This is a genomic window from Marinobacterium sp. YM272 (genome assembly GCF_050908845.1).
GTDB lineage: Bacteria > Pseudomonadota > Gammaproteobacteria > Pseudomonadales > Balneatricaceae > Marinobacterium_D.
On record NZ_CP194171.1, the window covers coordinates 2,903,711 to 2,929,053 of the forward strand.

Annotated in this window: 28 protein-coding genes; 10 read left to right on the forward strand and 18 right to left on the reverse strand. The window is 58.2% G+C overall.

Annotation, left to right across the window (positions count from 1 at the left end):
- Positions 1-45: 45 nt before the first annotated feature.
- The 7 genes from ruvB to ACQUQP_RS12890 form a co-directional block, all read right to left on the reverse strand.
- On the reverse strand, positions 46-1,065 hold the full coding sequence (ruvB, locus tag ACQUQP_RS12860; protein ID WP_432695429.1) for a Holliday junction branch migration DNA helicase RuvB: 1,020 nt from the start codon (positions 1,063-1,065) through the stop codon (positions 46-48).
- A gap of 10 nt (positions 1,066-1,075) precedes the next feature.
- The gene (ruvA, locus tag ACQUQP_RS12865) at positions 1,076-1,705 is read right to left on the reverse strand and encodes a Holliday junction branch migration protein RuvA (protein ID WP_432695430.1); all 630 of its coding nucleotides are present in this window, start codon (positions 1,703-1,705) and stop codon (positions 1,076-1,078) included.
- Positions 1,702-2,382: a trimeric intracellular cation channel family protein gene (locus tag ACQUQP_RS12870; protein ID WP_432695431.1), complete on the reverse strand. Its 681-nt coding sequence runs from the start codon at positions 2,380-2,382 to the stop codon at positions 1,702-1,704. The genes ruvA and ACQUQP_RS12870 overlap by 4 nt, the downstream gene beginning before the upstream one ends.
- The gene (gene ruvC / locus ACQUQP_RS12875; RefSeq protein WP_432695432.1) at positions 2,382-2,897 is read right to left on the reverse strand and encodes a crossover junction endodeoxyribonuclease RuvC; all 516 of its coding nucleotides are present in this window, start codon (positions 2,895-2,897) and stop codon (positions 2,382-2,384) included. Before ruvC ends, ACQUQP_RS12870 begins: the two co-directional genes overlap by 1 nt.
- A 105-nt stretch (positions 2,898-3,002) precedes the next feature.
- The gene (locus tag ACQUQP_RS12880) at positions 3,003-3,743 is read right to left on the reverse strand and encodes a YebC/PmpR family DNA-binding transcriptional regulator (protein ID WP_432695433.1); all 741 of its coding nucleotides are present in this window, start codon (positions 3,741-3,743) and stop codon (positions 3,003-3,005) included.
- 92 nt (positions 3,744-3,835) lie between these two features.
- Positions 3,836-5,599: an aspartate--tRNA ligase gene (gene aspS / locus ACQUQP_RS12885; RefSeq protein ID WP_432695434.1), complete on the reverse strand. Its 1,764-nt coding sequence runs from the start codon at positions 5,597-5,599 to the stop codon at positions 3,836-3,838.
- Positions 5,600-5,771: 172 nt separating this feature from the next.
- Positions 5,772-6,218: an HIT domain-containing protein gene (locus ACQUQP_RS12890; RefSeq protein ID WP_432695435.1), complete on the reverse strand. Its 447-nt coding sequence runs from the start codon at positions 6,216-6,218 to the stop codon at positions 5,772-5,774.
- Positions 6,219-6,307: 89 nt separating this feature from the next.
- Here ACQUQP_RS12890 and ACQUQP_RS12895 point away from each other — a divergent pair, with 89 nt between their 5' ends.
- Positions 6,308-7,444, forward strand: a complete 1,137-nt coding sequence (locus ACQUQP_RS12895) for a GNAT family N-acetyltransferase (RefSeq protein ID WP_432695436.1) — start codon at positions 6,308-6,310, stop codon at positions 7,442-7,444.
- Between the two features lie 307 nt (positions 7,445-7,751).
- Positions 7,752-8,000, forward strand: coding sequence for a hypothetical protein (locus ACQUQP_RS12900; RefSeq protein WP_432695437.1), 249 nt, complete (start codon positions 7,752-7,754; stop codon positions 7,998-8,000).
- A gap of 65 nt (positions 8,001-8,065) precedes the next feature.
- Here the strand turns inward: ACQUQP_RS12900 and ACQUQP_RS12905 are convergent, their stop codons facing one another.
- The 9 genes from ACQUQP_RS12905 to ACQUQP_RS12945 all read right to left on the reverse strand — a co-directional run bounded on the left by ACQUQP_RS12905 (position 8,066) and on the right by ACQUQP_RS12945 (position 16,753).
- Complete coding sequence (locus ACQUQP_RS12905; RefSeq protein WP_432695438.1) at positions 8,066-8,251, reverse strand: hypothetical protein; 186 nt, start codon at positions 8,249-8,251, stop codon at positions 8,066-8,068.
- A gap of 315 nt (positions 8,252-8,566) precedes the next feature.
- Entirely contained in the window at positions 8,567-9,553 is a 987-nt protein-coding gene (gene proX / locus ACQUQP_RS12910) for a glycine betaine/L-proline ABC transporter substrate-binding protein ProX (protein WP_432695439.1), read from the reverse strand.
- A gap of 11 nt (positions 9,554-9,564) precedes the next feature.
- Positions 9,565-10,656 carry a glycine betaine/L-proline ABC transporter permease ProW gene (proW, locus tag ACQUQP_RS12915; protein WP_432695440.1) on the reverse strand — a complete coding sequence of 364 codons (1,092 nt, stop codon included), beginning with the start codon at positions 10,654-10,656 and terminating at the stop codon, positions 9,565-9,567.
- Complete coding sequence (proV, locus tag ACQUQP_RS12920; RefSeq protein WP_432695441.1) at positions 10,649-11,851, reverse strand: glycine betaine/L-proline ABC transporter ATP-binding protein ProV; 1,203 nt, start codon at positions 11,849-11,851, stop codon at positions 10,649-10,651. The genes proW and proV overlap by 8 nt, the downstream gene beginning before the upstream one ends.
- Positions 11,852-12,178: 327 nt before the next feature.
- Positions 12,179-13,258 (reverse strand): ferrochelatase, encoded by a 1,080-nt coding sequence (gene hemH / locus ACQUQP_RS12925; RefSeq protein WP_432695442.1) that lies wholly within the window; start codon positions 13,256-13,258, stop codon positions 12,179-12,181.
- Positions 13,259-13,377: 119 nt separating this feature from the next.
- Positions 13,378-13,818 (reverse strand): META domain-containing protein, encoded by a 441-nt coding sequence (locus ACQUQP_RS12930; RefSeq protein ID WP_432695443.1) that lies wholly within the window; start codon positions 13,816-13,818, stop codon positions 13,378-13,380.
- Positions 13,819-14,048: 230 nt separating this feature from the next.
- Positions 14,049-15,242: an enoyl-ACP reductase FabV gene (gene fabV, locus ACQUQP_RS12935; protein ID WP_432695444.1), complete on the reverse strand. Its 1,194-nt coding sequence runs from the start codon at positions 15,240-15,242 to the stop codon at positions 14,049-14,051.
- 84 nt (positions 15,243-15,326) lie between these two features.
- A complete protein-coding gene (locus ACQUQP_RS12940) occupies positions 15,327-16,100 on the reverse strand; it encodes an ABC transporter permease (RefSeq protein WP_432695445.1) in 774 nt (257 codons plus the stop codon).
- Complete coding sequence (locus ACQUQP_RS12945; protein WP_432695446.1) at positions 16,097-16,753, reverse strand: ABC transporter ATP-binding protein; 657 nt, start codon at positions 16,751-16,753, stop codon at positions 16,097-16,099. The genes ACQUQP_RS12940 and ACQUQP_RS12945 overlap by 4 nt, the downstream gene beginning before the upstream one ends.
- 164 nt (positions 16,754-16,917) lie before the next feature.
- On the opposite strand from ACQUQP_RS12945, the gene ACQUQP_RS12950 reads away from it, so the two are divergent.
- From ACQUQP_RS12950 to ACQUQP_RS12960, 3 genes are all read left to right on the forward strand, one after another.
- Complete coding sequence (locus ACQUQP_RS12950; protein ID WP_432695447.1) at positions 16,918-17,349, forward strand: MaoC family dehydratase; 432 nt, start codon at positions 16,918-16,920, stop codon at positions 17,347-17,349.
- A 130-nt stretch (positions 17,350-17,479) separates the two neighbouring features.
- Entirely contained in the window at positions 17,480-17,995 is a 516-nt protein-coding gene (locus ACQUQP_RS12955; protein ID WP_432695448.1) for a DUF523 domain-containing protein, read from the forward strand.
- Positions 17,996-18,047: 52 nt separating this feature from the next.
- On the forward strand, positions 18,048-19,760 hold the full coding sequence (locus tag ACQUQP_RS12960) for a proline--tRNA ligase (RefSeq protein WP_432695449.1): 1,713 nt from the start codon (positions 18,048-18,050) through the stop codon (positions 19,758-19,760).
- A gap of 48 nt (positions 19,761-19,808) precedes the next feature.
- Here ACQUQP_RS12960 and ACQUQP_RS12965 read toward each other — a convergent pair whose 3' ends face one another.
- Both ACQUQP_RS12965 and ACQUQP_RS12970 read right to left on the reverse strand, forming a co-directional pair.
- Positions 19,809-20,093: an acylphosphatase gene (locus tag ACQUQP_RS12965; protein ID WP_432695450.1), complete on the reverse strand. Its 285-nt coding sequence runs from the start codon at positions 20,091-20,093 to the stop codon at positions 19,809-19,811.
- On the reverse strand, positions 20,086-21,324 hold the full coding sequence (locus tag ACQUQP_RS12970; RefSeq protein WP_432695451.1) for a virulence factor BrkB family protein: 1,239 nt from the start codon (positions 21,322-21,324) through the stop codon (positions 20,086-20,088). The genes ACQUQP_RS12965 and ACQUQP_RS12970 overlap by 8 nt, the downstream gene beginning before the upstream one ends.
- A gap of 99 nt (positions 21,325-21,423) precedes the next feature.
- On the opposite strand from ACQUQP_RS12970, the gene arsC reads away from it, so the two are divergent.
- Genes arsC through ACQUQP_RS12995 form a run of 5 tightly spaced genes read left to right on the forward strand, consistent with a single transcriptional unit; the run spans position 21,424 to position 25,343 of the window.
- Positions 21,424-21,774, forward strand: a complete 351-nt coding sequence (gene arsC / locus ACQUQP_RS12975) for an arsenate reductase (glutaredoxin) (RefSeq protein WP_432695452.1) — start codon at positions 21,424-21,426, stop codon at positions 21,772-21,774.
- A complete protein-coding gene (wrbA, locus tag ACQUQP_RS12980; RefSeq protein WP_432695453.1) occupies positions 21,771-22,370 on the forward strand; it encodes an NAD(P)H:quinone oxidoreductase in 600 nt (199 codons plus the stop codon). Before arsC ends, wrbA begins: the two co-directional genes overlap by 4 nt.
- A 4-nt stretch (positions 22,371-22,374) precedes the next feature.
- On the forward strand, positions 22,375-22,758 hold the full coding sequence (locus ACQUQP_RS12985) for a DUF2069 domain-containing protein (RefSeq protein ID WP_432695454.1): 384 nt from the start codon (positions 22,375-22,377) through the stop codon (positions 22,756-22,758).
- Positions 22,742-24,421, forward strand: a complete 1,680-nt coding sequence (locus ACQUQP_RS12990; protein ID WP_432695455.1) for a SufS family cysteine desulfurase — start codon at positions 22,742-22,744, stop codon at positions 24,419-24,421. The genes ACQUQP_RS12985 and ACQUQP_RS12990 overlap by 17 nt, the downstream gene beginning before the upstream one ends.
- Before the next feature lie 19 nt (positions 24,422-24,440).
- Positions 24,441-25,343, forward strand: coding sequence for a LysR substrate-binding domain-containing protein (locus ACQUQP_RS12995; RefSeq protein ID WP_432695456.1), 903 nt, complete (start codon positions 24,441-24,443; stop codon positions 25,341-25,343).

The following is a 25,343-nucleotide window of genomic DNA, read 5'->3' on the forward strand; positions in this document are numbered from 1 at the left end:
CTTGATTAGCGTCAGTACCTCATACTCCGAAAGTCCAATAGTGAATCAGGCTTGATCGCGGTCAGGTCTGTCGATCCCGAAGTGGAGGTAGGCGTGATCCGTGACTACCCTGCCCCGCGGGGTGCGCATGATAAATCCCTGCTGAATCAGGAACGGCTCCAGCACATCCTCAATGGTGTCCCGCTCTTCGCTGATCGCCGCTGCCAGGTTATCGACTCCAACCGGGCCACCACCGAACTTCTCGATCATCGCCAACAGCAGACGGCGGTCCATATGATCGAAACCGCGCTCATCCACGTTAAGCATATTCAGCGCCAGATCGGCGATCTCGCGGGTAATACGACCCTCACCCCGCACTTCGGCGTAATCCCGGGCACGGCGCAGCAGGCGGTTGGCGATACGCGGCGTACCACGGGATCGGCAGGCCACCTCGCGGGCACCCTCTTCCTCGATCGGCGTATCGGAGAGCTGCGCCGAGCGCATAACGATCCGGGTCAGATCATCAACACTGTAGTATTCAAGCCGCTGCACTATGCCGAAGCGGTCACGCAGCGGCGAGGTCAGCAGCCCGGCACGGGTGGTCGCACCAACCAGGGTAAAGGGAGGCAGATCGATCTTGATGGAGCGCGCCGCCGGCCCCTCGCCGATCATGATATCGAGCTGATAGTCCTCCATGGCGGGATAGAGCACCTCCTCCACGTTGGCACTGAGACGGTGGATCTCGTCAATAAACAGCACATCGTTGGGCTCAAGATTGGTCAGCAGCGCCGCCACATCCCCGGCCTTTTCCAGCACCGGGCCCGAGGTGGTCTTGATCTGCGAGCCCATCTCGTTGGAGATGATATTGGCCAGGGTGGTTTTACCCAGCCCCGGCGGACCGAAGATCAGCGTGTGATCCAGCGCCTCGCCGCGATTGCGAGCGGCATGGATAAAGATCTCCATCTGTTCGCGCACGCGGGGCTGGCCGTGATAGTCCTGCAGCATTTTCGGGCGGATGGCCCGATCCTGCACCTCTTCCGCCGGCTGCGCCACGGGACTGATAAAGCGATCCTCTTCGATTTTCATCCGTGACTCCTCAACCGCCGACCATGGACTTGAGCGCGGTACGGATCAGCTCTTCAACACTGGCGCCCTCACCCAGCGCGGAGACGGAGTTCTCGATCGCCTTGGTGGCCTGTACCGGTTTGTAGCCGAGGGCAATCAGTGCACTTTCCGCTTCCTGCCGGTTATCAGCAACCACCGGCGCAGTCACGCCACCCTCGCTGGCCGCAAGAGCAAACTCGGTCATGGTGGGGAGTTCCAGCCGGTCCAGCTTGTCCTTCATCTCGACGATCAGACGCTCGGCGGTTTTCTTGCCCACGCCGGGAATCCGTACCAGGGTGGCAGTGTCTTCGTTGTGAACGCAGCGGATAAACTCCTCGCTACTGGTACCGGACAGTATCGCCAGCGCCAGCTTCGGGCCAACGCCATTGGTCTTGATCAGGGCACGGAACAGGATTCGCTCCTGCTGATCTGCAAAGCCGTACAGCAGCTGAGCATCCTCGCGAACCACCATATGGGTATAGAGCACCACGGACTCGCCCAGCGCCGGCAGTTTGTAGAAGGTGTTCATTGAGGCCTCGACCTCATAGCCGACGCCGTTAACGTCCAGCAACAGCTGCGGTGGTTGCTTCTCGGCCAGCTCGCCAGTTAAACGTCCTATCACGGTTCCCGATTCTCCATCTGTCTGGCCTCGTCTGGAGATTCCAGACGATGACCGCGAACAATAAACTCCGGCAGCCGCAGGCCGGCTACCAGCCCCGCCATGCGGGTTATAAAGATAATGATCATGGCACTGATATCGAGCCAGGGGCTGGGCTCATCAACCAGCTGAATTGCCACCAGGTAGAAAAGCGCCCCAAGCAGCGCCGAGGTGGCATAAAGCTCACCACCTCGCTGCAGTACCAGCGGAATCTGACCGGTCAACACATCGCGGATCATGCCACCGGCCACGCCGGTAATCACCGCCATCATCACCGCCACCGCTTCCGGTGCGCCGGCTGCCAGCGCTTTCTGCAGACCCAGGATGGCAAATACGGCAAGCCCCATGGCATCGAGCACCAGCAGCGCCCGACGCGGCGACGGGAGATAGCGAGCAGCTATAAATGCCATGACAGCGCTGACGATAGCGACATATAGATAGAGCGTATCCTCGACCCAGACCAGTGGATACAGATCCAGGGTAATATCGCGGATGGTGCCACCGCCCAGCGCGGTCACAAACCCGAGCACCATCACACCCAGAATATCCAGCCGCTTGCCTGGCGCGGCGATCGCGCCGGTAATGGCAAAGATGGCGACACCGATCAGGTCGGCCAGGTAGATAAACTCGACGTATTCCATTACTGCCAGCGCCCCCGCACCACTTTTCTGGCACCGGCGGTGACTATCTGCCGGTTACGGTTATGGGCATGACAGAGCGCGATCGCCAGCGCATCCGCCGCGTCCGCCTGAGGCCTGCCCGGCAGTTTGAGCAGGTGAGCGACCATGGTCTGGACCTGGGTTTTATCTGCGCCGCCGTTACCCACCACCGACTGTTTAACCAGACGCGCCGCGTACTCAGCCACCGGCAGCCCCGCATTGGCACCGGCAACCATCGCCACGCCCCGCGCCTGACCCAGCTTGAGCGCCGAATCGGCGTTGCGTGACATGAACACCTGCTCGATCGCCATCTCCTGGGGTATGTACTGGTCAATAATCGCGCTGACGCCGGCGTAAACCTGCTGCAGCCGCTCCGCCAGCACATCACCCTGGATACGAATGCAGCCGCTGGTTACGTACTCATAACGGGGCCCATCGATATTAATCACCCCGTATCCGGTGATACGTGACCCCGGATCTATTCCCAATATCAGCATGCTGCCGCCCAATCCCTCAAACTGGCTCGATAATAACAAAAAAGCCGGAGCACTGGCTCCGGCTTTCTCAACAGGGGCAGCGCCCCAAAACAGCCACTCGGGCGATCAGTCTTCCATCGCCTCTTCGGGGATATCGGCGTTGTGATAGACGTTCTGGGAGTCGTCCAGATCTTCCAGGGTGTCGATCAGCTTCATCACCTTGCGACCGGTCTCTTCATCCAGCTCAACGCTGGTCTGCGGAATCATGCCGACCTCAGAATGCGCAGGGTCAAAGCCTGCATCAACCAGGCCCTGCTTCACATCCATATAGTCGTTGGCTTCGCAGTAGACATCGATGGAGCCGTCATCATTGGTGACCACATCATCGGCACCCGCTTCCAGCGCCGCTTCCATGATCGCGTCCTCATCGACGCCTGTTTCAAAGCTGAGCACGCCGCGCTTGTCGAACAGGTAGGAGACGGAACCGTTGGTGCCCAGGTTACCGCCGTGCTTGCTGAATGCAGCGCGCACCTGGGAAACCGTGCGGTTGACGTTGTCGGTCATGCACTCAACGAGGATCGCCACGCCGTTGCTGCCGTAACCTTCGTAGGTCAGCTCGTCGTAGTTGTCACCCTCGCCGCCACCGGCACCACGCTGAATCGCTTTATCGATGGTATCGCGCTTCATGTTGGCGCCGAGCGCCTTATCGACGGCCGCACGCAGGCGCGGGTTATCTTCCGGGTTACCGCCACCCTCTTTCGCGGCCACGGTGAGCTCGCGAATCAGTTTGGTGAAGATTTTGCCGCGTTTGGCGTCCTGTGCCGCTTTGCGGTGTTTGATGTTAGCCCATTTAGAATGACCTGCCATACCACTTCCTCAATCTGACGGGACCGCTCGAAAGCGGTCCCGGAGTGTTGCTAATTACTTAACCTGATACCGAACCGAATTAAGGTTCTCGATCAAGGCGCCTTGCGCAGCTTGATGTTGAGATCACGCAGCTGAGCGGCGCTTACCTCTCCCGGCGCGTCTGTCAGCAGACAGGCAGCACTCTGGGTTTTCGGGAAGGCGATCACTTCACGGATAGAGCTGGAGCCGGTCATCAGCATGATCAGACGATCAAGACCGAACGCCAGACCACCGTGAGGCGGCGCACCAAACTTCAGCGCGTTGAGCAGGAAGCCGAACTTCTCTTCCGCTTCCTCGTCGGAGATACCCAGCACCTTGAATACCGCTTTCTGCATATCCTGATCGTGGATACGCACGGAACCACCGCCGAGCTCGGTACCGTTCAGTACCATGTCGTAAGCACGGGAGAGCTTGCCTACCGGCTCTTCGATCAGCTGCTCAGGTGAGCAGTTGGGCGCGGTGAACGGGTGGTGCAGCGCGGTCAGGCTGCCATCGTCCAGCTCTTCGAACATCGGGAAGTCGACCACCCACAGCGGCGCCCAGTTCTTCTCGATCAGGTTCATGTCTTCGCCAACCTTGATACGCAGTGCGCCCAGGGCTTCGTTGACGGTGTTGGCCTTGTCGGCGCCGAAGAAGACGATATCGCCGTTCTGAGCACCCAGGCGCTCCATGATCTTCAGCGCGACCTCTTCACCGAGGAACTTGACGATCGGAGACTGCAGACCTTCAGCGCCGTTCTCCAGGGCATTGACCTTGATCCAGGCCAGGCCCTTGGCACCGTAGATGCCGACAAACTTGGTGTAGTCGTCGATGATCTTGCGGGTCAGCTCGGCACCGCCCGGCACTTTCAGCGCAGCGACACGGCCTTTCGGATCCTTGGCGGGGCCTGCGAACACTTTGAAGTCCACATCGGCTACCAGATCGTTGACGTCGACCAGTTCCAGCGGAATACGCAGGTCCGGCTTGTCGGAACCGAAACGGTTCATCGCTTCGGCATACGGCATGGTCGGGAAGTCGCCGAGCTCGATATCCAGCAGCTCCTTGAACAGTTTGCGAACCATGCCTTCGGCCAGACCCATGATCTCCTGTTCACCGAGGAACGAGGTTTCGATGTCGATCTGGGTAAATTCAGGCTGACGATCGGCACGCAGATCTTCGTCGCGGAAGCACTTGGCAATCTGGTAGTAGCGGTCAAAGCCAGACACCATCAGCAGCTGTTTGAAAAGCTGCGGAGACTGCGGCAGCGCGAAGAAAGAACCTTCGTGGGTACGGCTAGGTACCAGATAGTCACGGGCACCTTCCGGAGTCGCACGGGTGAGGATCGGTGTTTCGATATCGAGGAAGCCGTTCTCTTCCAGGAAGCTGCGTACCGCGTGGGTCACCTGGGAGCGGAAACGCAGTTTCTGCTGAATTTCCGGACGACGCAGGTCAATGTAACGGTGGCGCAGACGTACGTCTTCACCCACCTGCTGGTGTTCGTCAAGCTGGAACGGCGGGGTTTCAGACTTGTTGAGAATTTTCAGCTCTTTGCCGAGCACTTCGATCGCGCCGGTGGGCATTTCCGGGTTATCGGTACCGGCAGGACGTGCACGTACGGTACCGTGAATCTCGATCACGAATTCGTTACGTACGCTGTCAGCCAGATTGAAACTCTCTTCGCGATCGGGGTCGAATACGACCTGAGCGATGCCCTCGCGATCGCGGACATCAAGGAAAATGACTCCACCGTGGTCACGACGGCGGTGTACCCACCCCATCAGGACCACATCTTCACCGATATGCTCTTTACGAAGACCGCCGCAATAATGGCTGCGCATAGTTACCCTATCCTGTTTTTGATCTGTACGCGCCACTGTCCGGACGCCATATCAAGAGTGCAGAGGGACCATCAACCGCAGTCGACTGAAAGCCGAGCGGGCATGGACCCTCATTTTTAAAGGCGGGAAGTATACTCGATTTAGCGGGCCCTGACAGGACCCCTGATCGAATTCAGGCGTGCGGGCAGAAGCTGAGCTCTTCGCTCATCAACCGGCAGAGACGCTCGCGGATATCGTCAAGCTGCGCAGGCGTATAGGGAATGGCAGGCACTTTACCCCAAACCGGAGCCGGCCAGGCCGCATCATTCTCTTTACGCACCACATGATGCATATGCAGCTGGGGAACCATGTTGCCGAGCGCCGCTATATTCATTTTGCTGGCATGGAAAAGATCGGCGAGATTTTCTGCAAGAAAACTGGACTCGCTCATCAGCTGGGTACGCTCATCCAGCGACAGATGATAGATCTCGGTGACGCCGGCTCGGCGCGGCACAAGAATAAACCAGGGGTAATTGGCGTCGTTCATCAACAACAACTGACAAAGCGGGAAATTGCCCAGGCTGATCGTATCGGCCGCGAGCCGGGGGTCCAGCTCATACTCAAGCTCAAGTTCGTCCATATTGCTCCTTCCGGACACTGCTGGAAATGGTTAGGCTGGTTTGAAACCTGTCTGGATTAGCTTCAAACCCAGTTGAGATTATAGCCAAGATGCCCGATATCAGACTGCACAGCAAGATCGGAGAAATCCCCCGCGAGGAGTGGAATACGCTCTGCGGTACCGATTATCCGTTTCTCAGGCATGAGTTTCTTGACGCGCTCGAACGCTCCGGCAGCGTGAGCCCGGAAACCGGCTGGCAACCTCTGCATCTGTCGATCTGGCAGGAGGACGCTCTGATCGGTGTGATGCCGCTTTATCTGAAAAGCCACTCCTGGGGTGAATACGTGTTTGACTGGTCCTGGGCCGATGCCTGGCAGCGTAACGGGCTCAGTTACTACCCCAAGCTGCTGACGGCTGTCCCGTTTACACCGGCCACCGGCCCCCGCTTCGGCCTGAGCCTGCCCGACACAGAAGGCGCCGCTCTCCTCGCCCAGGCGGTACGTCAGATCGCCGAGCGCTTCGATGCCTCCGGATGGCACGGCCTGTTTATCAAACCGGAGCTGCGCTCAGCGTTCGAAGACAACGGGCTGATGGCTCGGCTCGGCACCCAGTATCACTGGTTCAACCGTGGCTATGCGTCGTTCGCAGACTATCTGAGCCACTTCAGTTCACGCAAACGCAAAAACGTGCGCAAAGAGCGTGAGAAAGTCACCGCTCAGGGCGTACAACTGGAAACATTGGTGGGTGAGCGGATCAACGGCTCCCATCTGGACGAGTTCTACCGCTTCTACCAGCTCACCTACCTGAAAAGAGGCAGACAGGGTTACCTGACTCGGGAGTTCTTTACCCTGCTGCACGAACAGATGCCGGAACAACTGGTACTGGTGATGGCCAGCTACTCCGGCCAACATGTCGCGGGCGCCCTGTCTCTCAAAAGCAGTTCCTGCCTTTACGGGCGCTACTGGGGCTGCCTGGATGAATTCGACAGCCTGCATTTTGAGGCCTGCTACTACCAGGGTATCGACTACTGTATCCAGCAGGGCCTGCAACGCTTCGATCCCGGCGCCCAGGGCGAGCATAAAATTCAACGCGGATTCGAGCCCGTTGAAACCTGGTCCGTGCACTGGGTAAAGGAAGCCGGCTTCCATCCGGCACTCGAAGATTTCCTCGCCGAAGAGCAAAACCTGCTTCGCGAGCAGATGAAAGAGCTGGCCGAAGGCCTGCCTTTCCGGCAGACCACCCAGTAGACAACTTGATCTACATCAACAGAGTTGACTGCCGTTTATACGACAGTCGACCTCGCCATATTGCAGCCGCTAACTTTTCAATTCGTTCTTATTAAAGCGAAATGTGCCCAAACGCCTGTTTGATACCGCATATGCAGCATGAAACAGAGTAACGGCCATGGAATTCGTATGAGAAATGATCCTCGCGCAGGACTAGATCCGTGGGACCGCTGTTCTAGACTAAGAGACGCAGAGCAATCAATAACCCTAAAAACGCGCTCAGCGCAGAGGAGGATTAGCGATGTTGACCTATGAAGAGTGCCTGGCGATGTCAGACCTCACAGAAGAGGAGATTGACGCGATCGCGGTGCATGAGCACATGGATACCATGATTGCTGTGGCACTGGGTCACTATCTGGTCACCCACGACGGAGAACAGAAGATACGTCAGATTATTCTCGATGACATTAACGAAGCTCGCCGGGCTGGAAAGAAAGATCAGGAACAACTGCTTCGTGGTGTACTTCAACACTTTATCGCTACACACCCGGATCACCGGAGTAGTGCAGTAGCTTAAACGCACTTACGGGAAGGGCTTGAATCGCACGCCCCTCCCGGGGCGTGCCCTTTCAGGTATCTCTATCAGTGAACGGACACTTCATATTTTTTCTGAATGGCGATCAGTGCCGGCTGAATATCCAGCGGCGCATACTTCATTGCCTGTTCAAATAACTCTTTATTTTCCTCAGACAGCCGCTCCTCTTCAGTCATCGCTGAAAGTTTGCGCATGGCTTCCATAAACTTGGGGTGGGGAGAGTTGTTACTCATGATGCGGCCTCCTCGGCTGAGTTAAGGTCTGCGAGACACCTTGGCGCTGATGCCCACCCTTCTATTGTGCATATGCCCGCTGTCGCGGCAATGGCGATTTATGCTTTTTTATCGATCGACAGACACCAGTGAGCGCCGACCGCACCGATAACAACTCGCCCCGGGGTCTCAGCCGCTTTCCAGCGGGAAGCCAGATTGCAGCAGCAGAACCTGGCACAGGCTCCATCAGGCACAGCAGCTCCCTGACAGCATCACCCGACGCCTAACGCAAAAAGCCCCGCCAGTGCGGGGCTCTGCTCACACAATCAGCAGCCTTTACTGGGCCGCCGCTTTCGCCTCTTCGATCCAGCCGTCAAAAACGGTCTGGTTCGCTTTGATCCAGCTAGCGGCATGACGCTCCATCGCCGCCATGGAGTCCTGCCCCTGGCTGATCATCATGTTCTGGGCGCTGACAGCGTTGATCGGCAGCTTCATCAGCTCGAACAGCTTGGCGGCTGCGGGGTTTTCGGCAGCCCATTCCTTATTGGCCACAATGCGCTCGGAGTTGATATCGAAACCGTAGTTTTTGCCGTTCGGCAGCGCTGTTTCACTGCCATTCGGATTGGCGGAGTACGGAACCTCAAGCCATACCACATCCTTGCCCGGCACCAGACGACCGGACACCCAGTACGGAGTCCAGGTGTAATAGAAGATCGGCTCACCGGCGTCATAACGGGCGATGGTATCGGAGATGATCGCCGCGTACTGGCCCTGGTTATGGTTGATGCTGTCGCGCAGGCCGAACTCATCCAGCTGATACTCAATCACACCTTCACAGCCCCAGCCCGCCTGGCAGCCGGTCAGGTCCGCTTTGCCGTCATTATTGGTATCGAAGACTTTGGCGATCTCGGGATCCTTGAAATCCTCGATATTATCGATGCCGTACTCTTGCGCGGTTTTCTTGTCGATCAGATACCCCTGGGCGGCACCTTCGATGTAGTAACCTTTGCGGTAGAACACGTCATCACCACCGGCATTGGCATACATCTGGTTGTGCAGAGGATCCCAGTTAACCGCCATATAGGTGGCGTCGCCGTTGGCGATCGCGGTGTAGCTTGCGCTGTAGTCGACCTCACGAATAGGAGCGACATCATAACCCAGAGCTTCAAGCCCCTTGTTAACAACCATTGTCTGGAAGGTTTCTTCCGCAATCGGGCTCTGCAGGGCCTGAACTTCAACACCTTCGCCGGGCAGAGACTCCGCCATGACCACCGAGCTGACGGCCAGCGTCAGACCTGCGGTGATGAACTGTACACTTTTCATAAATCCACTCCTTAATTGGATTTCGAAACAAATCGCTTATAAACAAACCCCACCGGGCCACTCTCATACCAGTGGCGCGTACCACGGCTACGGGCATCGCGACCCAGTGACTGGGTCAGTCGATCAAGAATAATGGCAAGAATAACGATGCCGACGCCGCCCACAGTAGCCAGGCCAATATCGAGGCGACCTATGCCACGCAGCACCATCAGACCAAGCCCACCAACGGAGATCATCGACGCGATAACCACCATCGACAGACAGAGCATCAGTGTCTGGTTCACCCCCGCCATGATGGTCGGCATCGCCAGCGGCAGCTGAACACGTGTCAGCAGCTGCCGCTTGCTGACACCAAATGAGTGCGCCGCCTCGATCAGGTCACCCGGCACCTGGCGGATACCCAGGTTGGTGAGACGAATTACCGGCGGCACCGAGAAGATAATGGTGACAACAACCCCTGGTACGTTACCGATACCGAACAGCATCACGATCGGCACCAGGTAAACAAACGCCGGCGTCGTCTGCATCGCATCAAGAATCGGTCGCACTATACTGTTGACCCGCTCGCTGCGGGACATCCAGATACCGGCGGGAATACCGATCAGGGCACAGAAGAACACCGCCGTAAGCACCAGCGACAGAGTGGTCATCGCCTCCTGCCAGGCACCTATCGCACCGATAAGCGGCAGACTGATCAACGCGCCGATGGCGAGACGACCACTGGCAAGCTGCCAGGCCAGCAGCGTAAAGATAAGAATAATCAACGGCGCCGGGGCTGCGTTCAGCAGACCGTCAACACCGTTAAGCAGCACCTCGATCGGCGCCTTGATGGCAGTAAAGAATGGCCTGAAGTTAGTGACGACCCAATCCAGCCCGTTTTCAACCCAGCCTTCCAGCGGAATCAGCGTTTCCTGGAACGGGTGCAGCCAGTCGAAATCCGGTGCCTGATCCGGCACTGCGGCATCGGTCAGCCAGTCCTGACCACCCTGGTCCGAGGCTCCCCAGGGGTCGGTTTGCTCTGAGGCTGAGCCCCAGGGATCACTCTGTTCGGATGTCGCACCCCAGGGGTCCTGAGCTGGTGTGTTCTGCTCCTGTTCACTCATCGCTATCAGCCTCCCGATCCAGGGTTTCCAGAAGTACCGCCTTACTGATCACACCCAGGTATTTGCCATCCTCGTCAATCACCGGCACGCTGCAGGGAGCCTGTGCCACCGGGCCGATCAACTCACCCAGCGGCCGTTTCGCATCGAGACTGGGTACTCCTTCGAGATATGAACTTTCCAGATTGCCATCACTCTTGAGCTGTTCGCTCATCGAGCTGACCGACACGGTACCGACATAACGGTTCTCCCGGTCAACGACATAGCCGAACTCCCGGTCGTTATCTTTCAACAGCTGCAGACTGGAGCGCAGCTGGTTACCGGACTCCTTGCGGATAATCGTTGCCTGACGGCGGCGCGCGATATCCCGCGCCGTAAACACGTTACTGACGTCCACGCCACGGAAGAAGCTGCGCACGTAGTCATTGGCCGGGTTATTGAGAATTTCGTCAGGCGTGCCCACCTGCACCACCACGCCGCCCTGCATAATGGCGATGCGATCGCCGATCCGCATCGCCTCGTCCAGGTCGTGGGAAATAAATACGATGGTGCGCTGATGCTTGTGCTGAAGCTCGACCAGCTCATCCTGCATACCGGTACGGATCAGCGGATCCAGTGCTGAAAATGCCTCATCCATGAGCAGGATATCGGGGTCATTGGCCAACGCCCGGGCCAGACCGACACGCTGCTGCATACCGCCGGACAGCTCATCCGGATAGGAGTTGGCGTGCGCCTCCAGACCTACCTGCTTAAGCGCATGTCGCGCCTTTTCATGACGCACGCTTACCGGCTCACCGGCAATTTCAAGCCCGAATGCCGTGTTATCCAGCACGCTCATGTGCGGCATCAGCGCAAAGGACTGGAACACCATGGCGATTTTGCGGCGCCGAACCTCGCGCAAAGCACGCTCGTCAATAGCGGCGATATCCTCGCCATCGATCAGCACCTGGCCGCGGGTGGGCTCAATAAGCCGGTTCAAGAGACGAACAAGCGTTGATTTACCAGAGCCTGACAGCCCCATAACAACGAAGATTTCTCCTTCGTTGATACTGAGGTTGGCATCATGCACACCGACAGTCAGTCCGGTGCGGGAGAATATCTCCTCTTTATCGACACCCTGTTCCAGGAGTTTGAAGGCTTCGGAGGGTTCATCTCCGAAGATTTTGTAGAGATGTTTAACTTCCAGTTTGACAGACATGCAATACCGATGAGGTTTCAAACGGAAAATTTGTCGCCCTGCTCGCTGGCAACCCCTGAACGCTTTCCCATTCCGGACGACCGACCCCTTTGCTGTCACAAAAAGTCGACCATCCGGTCAGGCAGCCTTTTTCAAACTAACCGTTTATACCGCAAAGATAAAGATAGTATTGCGATTGATCTTTCCGGAAAACATGTTTTAGATCACAAACAGGTAATATTAAAACAATCATACTGGCGAACGATTTTATTGCGTCGCACCAACATACGACACCGCACACAAAACCGCGCCAAAACCCGGCAAAACAGCGCTTTAATTAATAAAAAATCAAGATTTGGCGGCATGCGCCAGAGCGCTACGCTGCTCAGTGTCCGCAGGTTCGTCCTCCAGCCAGTCGTTTATCTGCCCCCTTACCAGCTGTTCCAATGCATCGATATGCGATGATTCATCATTGAGCGCAGGGATATACTGATAGTCGGAGCCGCCCGCTTCGAGGAAGTAGTCCCTGTTCTCCACACCGATTTCCTCGATAGTCTCAAGGCAGTCAGCAGAGAACCCGGGACAATAGACCTGCACCGAACGCACCCCTTGTGCCGGCAGCGCTTTCAAAGTTTCATCGGTATAGGGTTTGAGCCACTCTTCGCGCCCGAAACGCGACTGGAAGGTAGTCAGACAAAACGCCTCATCAACACCCAGACGCTGTGCAAGAAGGCGCGAAGTAGCGCGACATTCACAGTAGTAGGGATCACCGGAAAGGAGATAGCGCTTGGGCACTCCGTGATAAGAGAGCAGTAAACGATCAGGCCGCCCATTTTCCGCCCAGTGTTTTTCTATCGCCTGCGCCATCGCTTCTATGTAAGGCACGAAATCGTGGTAATGCGACACAAAACGCAGATCCGGCAACCAGCGCCGGGAGGTAAAATCAGCAGCCAGGGCATCAAAGGTGGACCCGGTTGTGGCACCGCTGTACTGCGGATACAGCGGCAACACCAACAGCTTGCGCACACCCCGATCCTGCATTGCCTGCAGCGCATCGGCGATGGAGGGGTTACCGTAGCGCATGGCGTAATCGACGATTACCGGCATACCGGACGCTTTCTCGAACCGCCTGGCCAGTGCTGCTGCCTGATTACGGGTATGCACCAGCAGTGGCGAACCCTCCTCCGTCCACACCTGACGATAGGCCTCGGCGGAGCGCTTCGGACGTATATTAAGAATTACACCATTGAGAATCAGCCACCAGAGCGGACGAGGCACCTCGACGACCCGGGGATCCCAGAGAAACTCTTTCAGATAGCGCCGCAGCGCCGGGGTGGTGGGTTCATCAGGGGTACCAAGATTGGTAAGCAGTACTCCGATACTGTCTTGACGTCCGTGGTCGTGATCGTTGATCGCCCGGTATCGCATGGCTGGCCCCTTCAGGTAAGTCACTGATTAAACTGGCGTCACAGTTTACTGAACGAGCTATACGCCGACCAGCGGGAGTTGGACCTGCCGCCTGGCTAAAAAGCCTGAAAGAGGACCCTTTACCCCCGGGCGCGGGCTTGCTGCGTTTGACTCAGGGCAGCCCCATTAACCAGTGCAGTGGAATCGGGCAGCAGCCTGATCGGCTGTTCATCGTTATCAAAGAACAGCAACAGCTCGCCTTCGGACGTCAGTTGAGTTCGACTGACATGCTTCAGCCGGTTAATAAGCAGGGATTCCTGAATCATCACCGGCTCAGGACAGATGCGGCGGGTCAGCCGGACATCTTCAATGGAGAAAGCGCCCTCAGCCCCTATCTGGTAGGCACCAAGAAAGCGGTTGCAGCCCGCAACACCGCCAACACGGCTGCTCTCATCAAAGGCGATCAACAGAGGCGTAGAGGAATTAACGGCACGCTGACCGATGCTATCCACTCTCCAGCGGCCCTTCAGCTGAGCGCCATTATCGATGGATGCAAACGATTGGTTAGAATAAGCGGGCACCCGGTCCGCAACCTGGCTACCACTGCACGCAGAGAGGAGAACCCCACACAGGGGAAGTGCGATCACCCGATATATCTTCCTGAATCCCATTGCCATCTCCTTACGGCTCGCGTCATCGTTAGCGAATTCTACAATATTATATCTTGTTTACTATTTTGTCAGTTTAGACCCAAAAGTGGCCTCACGAAGAGGCCACTTTGAATCGGTACAGCGTTACACCGGGGGACGGTTTAGATGTCGATAACGTCGAACTCGACGAGCGGGCTTACATCCGCCTCGTAATCAACACCGTCGATGCCGAATCCGAACAACTTAAGGAACTCGGCCTTGTAAAGCGCGTAGTCGGTCAGATCAAACAGGTTCTCGGTGGTTACCTGCGGCCACAGCTCGCGGCAGGGTTCCTGGACGTCATCGCGCAGTTCCCAGTCATCCATGCGGTAGCGGTTACCCTCATCGATCTGAGCCTCGCTACCGTAGAGACCGGTAGAGAACAGGCGGTAAACCTGCTCCATACAGCCTTCATGCAGGCCTTTTTCGCGCATCACGCGGAACACCATCGACAGGTACAGCGGCATCACCGGAATCGCGGAGCTTGCCTGGGTAACCACTGACTTCAGCACGGCAACATTGGCCTGGCCGCCACCGGCTGCGAGCGTCGCATTGAGCTCGCCAGCAGCACGATCCAGATCCTGTTTCGCCTTACCCAAAGCACCGTGCCAGTAAATCGGCCAGGTGATATCGGTACCGATGTAGCTGTAAGCCACGGTCTTGCAGTCCGGCGCCAGCACACCCGCATCACCCAGCGCGCTCAGCCAGAGTTCCCAGTCTTCACCACCCATTACGGTAACGGTATCTTCTACTTCCTGCTCGGTCGCCGGCTCGATTTCAGCTTCGATGATGCAGTCTTTGTTGGTATCGATGGCTGTTGAGCGGTACGGCTCACCGATCGGCTTCAGCGCAGAGCGGACAACTTCGCCGCTGTCCGGCATCTTGCGCACCGGCGAGGCAAGCGAGTACACAACCAGGTCTACCTGACCCAGATCCTGCTTGATCAGGTCCACGACCTTCTGCTTCGCCTCATGGGAGAACGCATCGCCGTTCAGGCTCTTGGCATAAAGACCTTCTTCATGGGCGATGCGATCGAAAGCCGCAGCGTTGTACCAGCCGGCCGTGCCGGTTTTCTTTTCTGTACCCGGCTTTTCGAAGAACACACCGATAGTGGCGGCACCACTGCCAAATGCCGCAGCGATGCGGGATGACAGTCCGTAGCCGCTGGAGGAACCAATGACCAGTACCTTCTTCGGTCCGTTCTCGATACCCCCCTGGGCGCGCGCGTATGCGATCTGCTCGCGCACGTTGGCTTCACAGCCGGTCGGGTGTGTAGTAGTACAGATAAAACCGCGAATTTTTGGCTTGATAATCATCGTCTGTCTATCGGTGTCCGGTAGGTGAATTTCGAAGGGCGCTAAGATACCCCATTTTAGCAGGCAACAACAATTACGCTCAGATCAGAGGCGCAACTGGTCATGGCGGGTAAAACAGCGCCGCAGGATAAGATTGACCACTATTAATGTTCCCAGTGCCGTCGCACCGACCAGCATGAGCATGACCAGTATCTGGTAGCGCACCGCCTGCGTCGGATCCGCACCCGCCAGGATCTGGCCGCTCATCATGCCGGGAAGGGAAACCAGCCCCACGGTCATCATGGCGTTCACCGAGGGAATCATGCCCGCCCGTATCGCTTCCCGCCTCAGCTTACGGCAGGACTCTTCCCAGGAACCACCAAGACTGAGAATCAGCTCGACCTCTGCCCTCTGCTGGCGCAGCCCTGAAAGCAGACGTTCCAGCGATATGGAGATCGCGTTCATCGCATTGCCGGCAATCATGCCACCCAGGGGAATAAAGTACTGCGGTTTGTACCAGGGCTCGACCTGCACAACGGCACTGGTCACCGTCACGGTAATCAGCGTAAAAGTCAGCGCCATGGCAATGAAGGTCGGACCCAGAATGGCGACCTTTGCCTCATCCACCCTGCCATGTATCGCCTGGGCAGCCCAGAACAGCATCCAGAGATACAGCAGCAGGATCAGCCAGGGGTTCTGCAGGTCGAAGACAAACTGCAGCAGGTAACCGACCAGCGCCAGCTGAGCAAAGGTGCGCACAGTACCGATAACGAGATCGCGCTCCATACGCAGGCGGTAATAGAGCGATGCCACCGCGGCCAGCAGAATAAATACCAGCGAGATCAGCAGCTGACCCCAACCGATTTCTATCGCATTCATGGCACCCGCTCCAGTCTGCGATTAACAAAGTGGTAATGCTGCCCCTGAAAGCCACTCAGCGGCTGGTGACTCACTACCACCTGCGCCATACCTTCAGCACCGGCGTTGACCAGAAGCCCGGCAACAATCTCTGCGTTCTCCTCATCCAGAGCCGCAATCGGCTCATCACAGAGCAGCAGTTCGGGCTTGAGCATCAAGCGCTGCAGCAGCGCAACCCGCGCTTTTTCCCCGGGCGACAGGCGCTGTGCGTCCGCATCCAGGCTCAGCTCAAGTGCCACGCTGTCGAGCCCCGCTTTTAACTGCCCGTCATCGAAGCTAAGCCCTCGATGCGCTTTCAGCGACAGCGCCAGACAGAGGTTATCCCGCACACTCCCCTCAACCATGACCGGCGTTTGCGGCAGGTAGGCGACAGCACTGCGCAGCGTCGTGACCGGCCAGTCGCCGATGGGCCTGCCCTTGAACAGGACCGATCTCTCGCCACCCGGATCCAGCAGACAGAAGCAGCGCAGCAGCGTCGATTTACCACAGCCGGAAGACCCGGTGATCAGCACGCGCTCCCCCGCCGCTATCGAAAAATCGGTCGCCTCAAGCAGCACCCTGCCCTCACGGGCAAGCTCAAGTGAGCGACAGACGATAAGAGACCTGTTCTCCACGCGTCCCAAACCTCGAAAAACCCTGATTCAACCCGGCCGGCTTCGCGGCAGCAGCCAGTTGGATTACACTGCCCTCTACTATAAATAAGCTGCAACAGATTGAGTGTATTCTGTAACAATTCAAACGCCGCTGCTCCCTAACCCGCTGGACAAGGAAATAAAGTATGGACGACCTGCACGGATACTATCTTGAAGACCTGGAAGTTGGCATGAGCGCCTCTTTCGCCAAAACCATCTCGGAATCGGACGTGTACCTGTTCGCCGGTATCTCTGGCGACAACAACCCGATGCACGTAAACGAAGAGTATGCCAAGCAGACGCCTTTCGGCGGCCGTATCGTGCACGGCATGTTCAGCGCCGCGCTTATTTCAACGGTAGCGGGCACCCGGCTGCCAGGCCCGGGCTGTATTTACGTGGATCAGCAGATCAAGTTCAAAGCCCCGGTACATATCGGCGATACCGCCCAGGCCACCCTCACGGTTACCGAGATCAACGAACGCCGTGCCCGCGTTATCTGCCGCACCGATGTGCATGTGGGTGACAAACTGGTGGCGACCGGCGAGGCAACTTTCATGGTCGATAAGCGCCCCGCCTAAGCGCTAAAAGCAGATTGCGGCAGCAAAAAAAATGGCTGTAACCAAAGTCGGCTTTGACCTGCTGCAATCTAGCTTTAAACTCCGCGTGCGAAAATAACAATAAAACAAAGACGGATATGGTTCGTTACACATGGAAAAAATTCTGGTCAGCGCCTGCCTGCTGGGCTCTCAGGTACGCTACGACGGCAACCACAACCTCATCGAACACCCGGTTATCTCCCGCTGGAAACAGGAAGGCAGACTCATCGCCGTCTGCCCTGAAGTGCTGGGCGGCCTGCCCACCCCGCGCTCACCCGCCGAAGTTCAGTCCCGCTTTCCTCTTCTGGTCACCGACCGGGACGGGGAGGATCGTACGCCTCAATTTCTCGCCGGTGCTGAGCTGGCATCGGATATTGCCCGCGAACATAACTGCTGCTGTGCGCTGATGAAGGCACGCAGCCCATCCTGCGGCAACCGCTCCACCTATAACGGCAGGTTTTCCGGCGAACTGGTCAATCTACCCGGCGTAACCGCCAACGAGCTGATTCGCGAAGGCAGGCCTGTTTTCAATGAAGAGGAGATCGACCAGCTGATCCAGTTTGTCGAGTCCCGCGACCTGCCACGCGAGGCAGAAAACAGCACTCGCTACGCCACGACTTGTGGCTAAGCCACCTCGCCCCTAAAATGAGGGCCATTTTTCACTTGGAACAAGCGGAACCATGCGAGCAAGTAACTACCTGATTGCCACTCTGAAAGAAACCCCGGCAGACGCCGAGGTTATCAGTCACCAGCTAATGCTGCGCGCGGGCATGATCCGCAAACTGGCGGCGGGCCTGTACACCTGGCTGCCAATGGGCCTTCGCACTCTGCGCAAAGTCGAGCGCATCGTCCGCGAAGAGATGGACGCGGCCGGTGCCCAGGAAGTGCTGATGCCCGCGATTCAGCCTGCTGAACTCTGGGAGGAATCCGGCCGCTGGGAGCAGTATGGTCCCGAGCTGCTGCGTGTGAATGACCGCCACGACCGCGAATTCTGCGTTGGCCCGACCCACGAAGAGGTCATCACCGACATGATTCGCCGGGAGATCCGCAGCTACAAACAGCTGCCGGCCAACTTCTACCAGATCCAGACCAAGTTCCGCGACGAGATCCGTCCGCGCTTCGGCGTGATGCGTTCCCGCGAGTTCGTCATGAAGGACGCCTACTCCTTCCATGCCAACCGCGAATCGCTGCAGCAGACCTATGAAAAGATGTATGACACCTACGTCCGCATCTTCACCCGCCTGGGTATGGATTTCCGCCCGGTACTGGCAGACACCGGCTCTATCGGTGGCAGCACCTCGCACGAGTTCCACGTGCTGGCGCAGTCCGGCGAAGATGATATCGCCTTCTCCGACAGCAGCGATTACGCTGCCAACGTGGAACTGGCCGAAGCCCTGCCGCTGGGCGAGCGTGGCGAAGCGACCCAGGAGATGACCCTGGTCGACACACCCAATGCCAAGACCATTGCGCAGCTGGTCGAGCAGTTCAATCTGCCGATCGAAAAGACCATCAAGACCCTGATCGTGGCGGCCAGCGAAGAGTGCGAAGCTGATTTTGTTGCCCTGCTGGTCCGTGGCGACCATGAACTGAACGAGATCAAGGCAGAAAAACTGCCACAGGTTGAATCACCGCTGCGCATGGCCACCGAAGACGAGATCCGTCCGCTCATCGGTGCAGGCCCTGGCTCACTGGGTCCGCTCAACCTGCCGATCCCCTGCATTATTGATCGTAGCGTCGCGACCATGAGCGATTTTGGCGCCGGCGCCAACATCGAAGACAAGCACTACTTCGGCATCAACTGGGAGCGCGACCTGCCGACCCCGGAAATCGCCGACCTGCGCAAGGTAGTGGAAGGTGACCCAAGCCCCTGCGGCAACGGCAACCTGGTGATCAAACGCGGTATCGAGGTCGGTCACGTATTCCAGCTCGGCACCAAGTACTCCGAAGCGATGTCCGCTACCGTACTCGATGAAAACGGCAAGTCCGTCACTATGGATATGGGCTGCTACGGCATCGGTATCTCCCGTGTCGTCGCCGCTGCTATCGAGCAGAACTACGACGACAAGGGTATCGTCTGGCCGCAGACGCTGGCACCGTTCACTGTAGCGCTGGTACCGCTGAACTATGACAAGTCCGACGCGGTGAAAGCCAAGGCGGACGAGCTGTACGAAGCGCTCACCAAAGCCGGTATCGATGTCCTGCTGGATGACCGCAAGGAGCGCCCGGGCGTGAAATTCGCCGATATGGAACTGATCGGCATCCCGCATCGCCTGGTTATTTCCGATCGAGGCCTGGGTAACGGCACCATGGAATACAAGGCCCGTACCGACGCCGAGTCCCGTGATATCTCCGCCGATGAGGCGCTGGCATTTATCCGGAACGCCCTGGCATAACTCAATGCCATAGAGCAAAAACGGCGCCTCTAAGGCGCCGTTTTTATGTCATTCGCCATCACGACGAATGGTGAAACCCTCATACTGCTTCATCGGCAGCTCCTGCGCCTCGACACTGTCAACCCGCGACAGCTCCGGACCTCGATTGAGCCAGGTCTCCACGTGATGAACCGCTTTGGCCTCACCACAGAGCATTGCTTCGACACTGCCATCACCGCAGTTGCGCACCCATCCGCTAACCGCACTGGCGATCGCCTGCTCCTCGACAAAGCGTCTGAAGCTGACACCCTGGACGCGCCCCCGAACAACCAGATGTATGCAGAGCTCAGCCATTAACAACCTCCTGTTTAACGCTCCGGTCTGAAAACAGCGTGGCCAGCGGCAGATCGAGCTGCACCTGGCGGTTATCACGCAGCGACTCCAGCCGATCGCTGACGATCGCTTTCCACCCCTCACCCGGCTTATCCAGCCCTGCCGGCAGCGGCCAGGGGAGCAGCGCCTGGAACTCGGCCAGCGTGAAGCCGGACAGGTCACGACTGAGCAGGTACTGCCCCTGCTCCGTTCTGCGCACCAGACCCGCATCCATCAAAAGCTGCATATACTCATCCCAGCGTCCCTGATCGAGGGCCGCAATCTCCTTGAGCAGCTGTCGGTCCTCCAGGGATTCCCCTTTCTGCTGGGCACGCCAGAGCAGCTCAAGCACCTCCAGCAGGGTGTAAAAGTGCGGCTCGCGACGGGTACGACGCTCGTTATGGTAGATCGTCAATGCCCGTGACAATTCTGCGCCAAGCAACGCAATGGTCCAGCAGATAAAGATCCAGACCAGGAACAACGGCACGGCGGCAAAGGCACCATAGATCAGCTCATAGGAGGGAAACTGGGTCACAAACAGCGCAAATCCACGCTTGGCCAGCTCAAACATCAATGCTGCCGCCAGCGCACCATAAAATGCGTTTCTGAGCGGCACCCGGCAATTGGGCACCGCGGCATATAGCAGGGTAAACGCCAGGGTCGACAACAGCGGTGGAATCAGCGAAAGCAGCCGTGCCCGGCCAACAATCTCACTGGCGCTGTAAAACATCGGCAGGGATGCGATATAGGAGGTCAGCAGCAGACCCAGGCCGATCAGCACGGGGCCAAGGCTTAACACCGCCCAGTACAGCAGAAAGCTGGACATGCCCCGGCGCGGCTCGCTGACCCGCCAGATCCGGTTCAGCGCCGCCTCGATATTCTTCATCATCATGATCGAGGTGATCACCAGAAACACGATACCGATCGCTGTGAGTTTGCGCGCCTGGGAGGTAAAGCCCTGCAGGTATTCCTGCACCACATCGCCGGTCGCCGGCACAAAGTTCTGGAAAATCCAGCTCTGCAGCTGATCCCCCACCCCCTGAAACGAGGGCACAGCGGCCAGCATGGCGTAGGAAACGGTCATCAGGGGCACCACGGCAAACAGCGTGGTGTAGGTCAGAGCAGCGGCATTCAGTATGCCCTGATTATCCTGGTACTGGCGCACCAGATCTCTGACAAAGATAAGAAAAGTGGGCCAAGGGCGTCTGTTCATCGCCAATCCTTTATGCAGGCACGTTGCTTTGTAACCGTATGACAAGTCTATACAATAGGGCGCCTGTATCAGCAATGAAAGAGCCCTGACGGAGCCCCCATGGCGATCACCATCTATCACAACCCCCGCTGCTCAAAATCCCGTGAAACACTGAAACTTCTGCAGGACAAGGGGATCGAGCCCGAGATCCGTGAATACCTGAAGGACGTACCCTCCGCCGAAGAACTGAAAGCGGTTCTAGGCAAGCTGGGCATCGGCGCACGGGATCTGCTGCGCAAGAAAGAAGCGGAGTACAAGGAAGCCGGCCTGGACGACACCTCTCTCAATGATGAGGCGGTCATTGAGGCGATGACCCAGTACCCGAAGCTGATTGAACGCCCCATCGTCATAAACGGCGACCAGGCGCGAATCGGACGTCCGCCGGAATCGGTTCTGGAGATTGTCGATTGAGCGACGCCTACGTTCTCGTTCTCTACTACAGCCGCCATGGCGCCACGCGCACCATGGCCCGCCACATCGCCCGCGGCGTCGAAGAGAGCGGTATGCGTGCACTGCTGCGCACCGTACCGCCGATATCGACCGTCTGTGAAGCCACGGCCTCTGCGGTGCCCGATGAAGGCGCCCCCTACTGTACGGAGCAGGAACTGGCCGACTGCGCAGGCCTGGCGCTTGGCAGCCCGACCCGGTTCGGCAATATGGCGGCGCCGCTGAAATACTTTATCGACTCCACCAGCAGCCTCTGGCTGTCCGGCGCACTGATCGACAAGCCCGCCTGTGTCTTCTCATCCAGTGCATCGATGCATGGGGGGCAGGAGTCCACCCTGCTCAGCATGATGCTGCCACTGCTGCACCATGGCTGCGTTATCGCCGGCCTCCCCTATAGCGAAGCCGGCCTCAACGCCACCCAAAGCGGCGGCACCCCCTACGGTGCGACACATCTCGCCGGCAGCGACGGCAAGCGCGATGTCGACAGCGTCGAACTGGCGCTATGCACAGCCCAGGGCCGTCGCCTTGGCTCACTGGCCAACACACTCAGGAATTCGTGATTTCATGACCCTTGCCTGTAAAACACGCGCAAGCCGTATTCTGACGCTGGCCAGCTACTTCGGCCTGCTGCTGCTCTTCACTCTCTGGTACATGGTGCTGCACCCGGCCCAGGCGGAGCACCCCTGGGTGATCTGGCTGGTGCACGTGCTGCCGCTGGCCGCATTCCTGCCGGTGGTGATAACCGGCTATCCCCGCGGACACGCCTGGCTCTGTTTCGTCCTGCTGCTCTATTTCATGGAAGCGGTGCTGGCCACACTGGTACCGGCGACCCGCTGGTTTGGCCTGCTGGATGCCGCCCTGCTGGTTACCCTGTTCAGCAGCGCGATGATGTTCGCCCGCTGGAAAAGCCGTCTGAACCGGTCGTTGAACAATGCAGAAATGGGCTGACCCGACACGCCTGAGACGTGACTTTCCGATCCTGTCTTCGCGGGTCAACGGCAAGCCCCTGGTCTATCTCGATAACGCCGCTACGACGCAGAAGCCGCGTGGCGTTATCGACGCGATCAGCCAGTACTACAAGCGCAGCAACGCCAATGTTCACCGCGCCGCACACGCGCTGTCGGCGGATGCCACCCAGGCCTTCGAGCAGGTGCGCCAGGAGCTGGCAGAATGGATCGGCGCGGCCAGCACCCGCGAGATTATCTGGACCCGCGGCACCACCGAAGCGATAAACCTGGTGGCGTTCAGCTATCTGCGCCCGCGTCTCAGTGAGGATGACCGCATCCTGCTGATGGAGTCGGCACACCACGCCAATATTCTGCCCTGGCAGCAGCTCGCCAGGGAGTGCGGCGCCATTATCGACGTACTGCCCTGCAGCGAGGGCGATGTCGATATGGACAGGTATGCGCAACTGCTGGCCCGCAAGCCCGCCATGGTGGCGATCAGCCATGTCTCCAACGCCCTCGGAAGCATCTACCCAGTTGCAGCGATGTGCCGGCTGGCCAAGGAGCAGGGTATACCGGTATTGGTCGATGGCGCCCAGGGCCTTCCCCATTTCGATATCGACGTGTCCGCTATTGGCTGTGACTTTTACGCCTTTTCGGGCCATAAGCTGTTCGGCCCCACCGGTATCGGTGCGCTCTGGGCGCGGGAGGAGATTCTCGAACAGATGGAGCCCTGGCAGACCGGCGGCGAGATGATCGAACAGGTCAGTTTCGAGGGCAGCCGTTTTGCCGGACTCCCCTTTCGTTTCGAAGCGGGCACACCCAATATCGCCGGCGTTATAGGCCTCGGTGCGGCGATTCGCTATCTGCGCGACGCTGACCGCCGGGCACTGGAGCAGCACGAGCAGGCCCTGATCAGCCATGCTCTGAGCTGTTGCGAACAGGTGCCGGGCTTTCGCCCGCTCAACGCCGGCAGTGAACAGGTTGCGCTGACCTCCTTTCTGATTGATGGCCAGCATCCGCAGGATGTGGCGCTCTGGCTCGACCGCCAGGGGATCGCCGTGCGGGCCGGCCACCACTGTGCCATGCCGCTTATGAGCGCGCTGGGGATTCCCGGCTCGATCCGCGCCTCCTTCGCCTTCTACAACACCCTGGAAGAGGCGGAAACCCTGGCCAACGCGCTTGACGAGCTGGTAAGCCAGGATCGCAGCCAGGCCGCGGTGGAGTTCGAACAGAGTCTCGACGCCTCGCTACTCGAGCGGGTCCGTTCAGCCTCCGGCTGGAACAGCCGTTACAGCGTACTGATGGAGATCGGCAGCCGGTTACCGCCACTGCCTGGTGAATGGCAGCGCGACGAATACCGCCTGCACGGCTGTGAAAGCCGCGTCTGGATGATTACCCGGCTGGACGAGCAGGGCCGAATGGCGTGTCTTGCCGATGCCGATGCGCGTATACTGCGAGCACTTCTCGGTTTGTTGCTGGAAAGCGTCAACGGCCTCACGCCGGATGAAGTGCTCGAACTGGATCTACCTGCCCAGATTCGCGCGCTGGATCTGGAGCGGCACCTCAGCCCCAGCCGTGGCAACGGCCTGAACGCCATGATCGATGCCCTGCTCGATTTTGCGCGACAGCAGCAACATACGATTCCACCCAATCCCAAGCCCTGACAACGGGAAGTCATTATTCATGAATCTGAATGACATCAGCCTGTTTATCCGTGTCGTCGAAACCGGCAGTTTCACCTCCGCCGCCGACACATTGAACGTACAGAAATCGACCATCAGCCGGCGCATCGCCCAACTGGAAGATGGTCTCGGGGTGCGCCTGATTCAGCGCACCACACGCAAGATCAAGCTGACTCCGGAAGGACGTGAGCTGTTCGATCGCAGCCGTGACCTGATCGACCAGCTTGAAGTGGTGCGCGACGAGATCGCTGCAGACACCCATGAACTGCGCGGCCGACTGCGCATGACCATGCCCAGCGAACTCGGCACCATGCTGATGAGCAACGTGATCGCCAGTTTTATCGAGGCGTACCCGGCGCTGGAAGTTGACGTGGAACTCAGCACCCGCGCTGTGGACCTGATTGAAGAAAGCATGGACCTGGCATTGCGCATCGGCCCTCTGCCCGACTCTTCAATGATTGCGCGCCGGATCGCCACCCTGGATCGCGGCCTTTATGCCAGCCCGGAATACATCAAGAAACACGGCCAGCCTCGCAACCCGGAAGAGCTGCCTCAGTACCAGTGCATCACCCTGGTGAAGCCCTTTGATACCTGGCGTTTTATGAACTGGAACGATGGCGAGCCGGTTACTTACGGTGGCCAGCTGCGCACCAACAGCCTGAGTTTCGGCCGTGAAATGGCTGTCGAAGGGGTCGGCATCTGCCGTATGCCCCGGGTGTTTGTGCAGAACCAGGTGGAAACAGGCAAGCTGGTCGAAATCATGACCGATTACACCATCACCCCCACCGAGATCAATGCGATCTACGCCACCCGACGCAACCTGACACCGCGGGTCCGCGCATTCCTCGACCATATGACGGAAAGCCTGCGCAACCACCCCTGGGTATCGAACTGCAGCATCTGA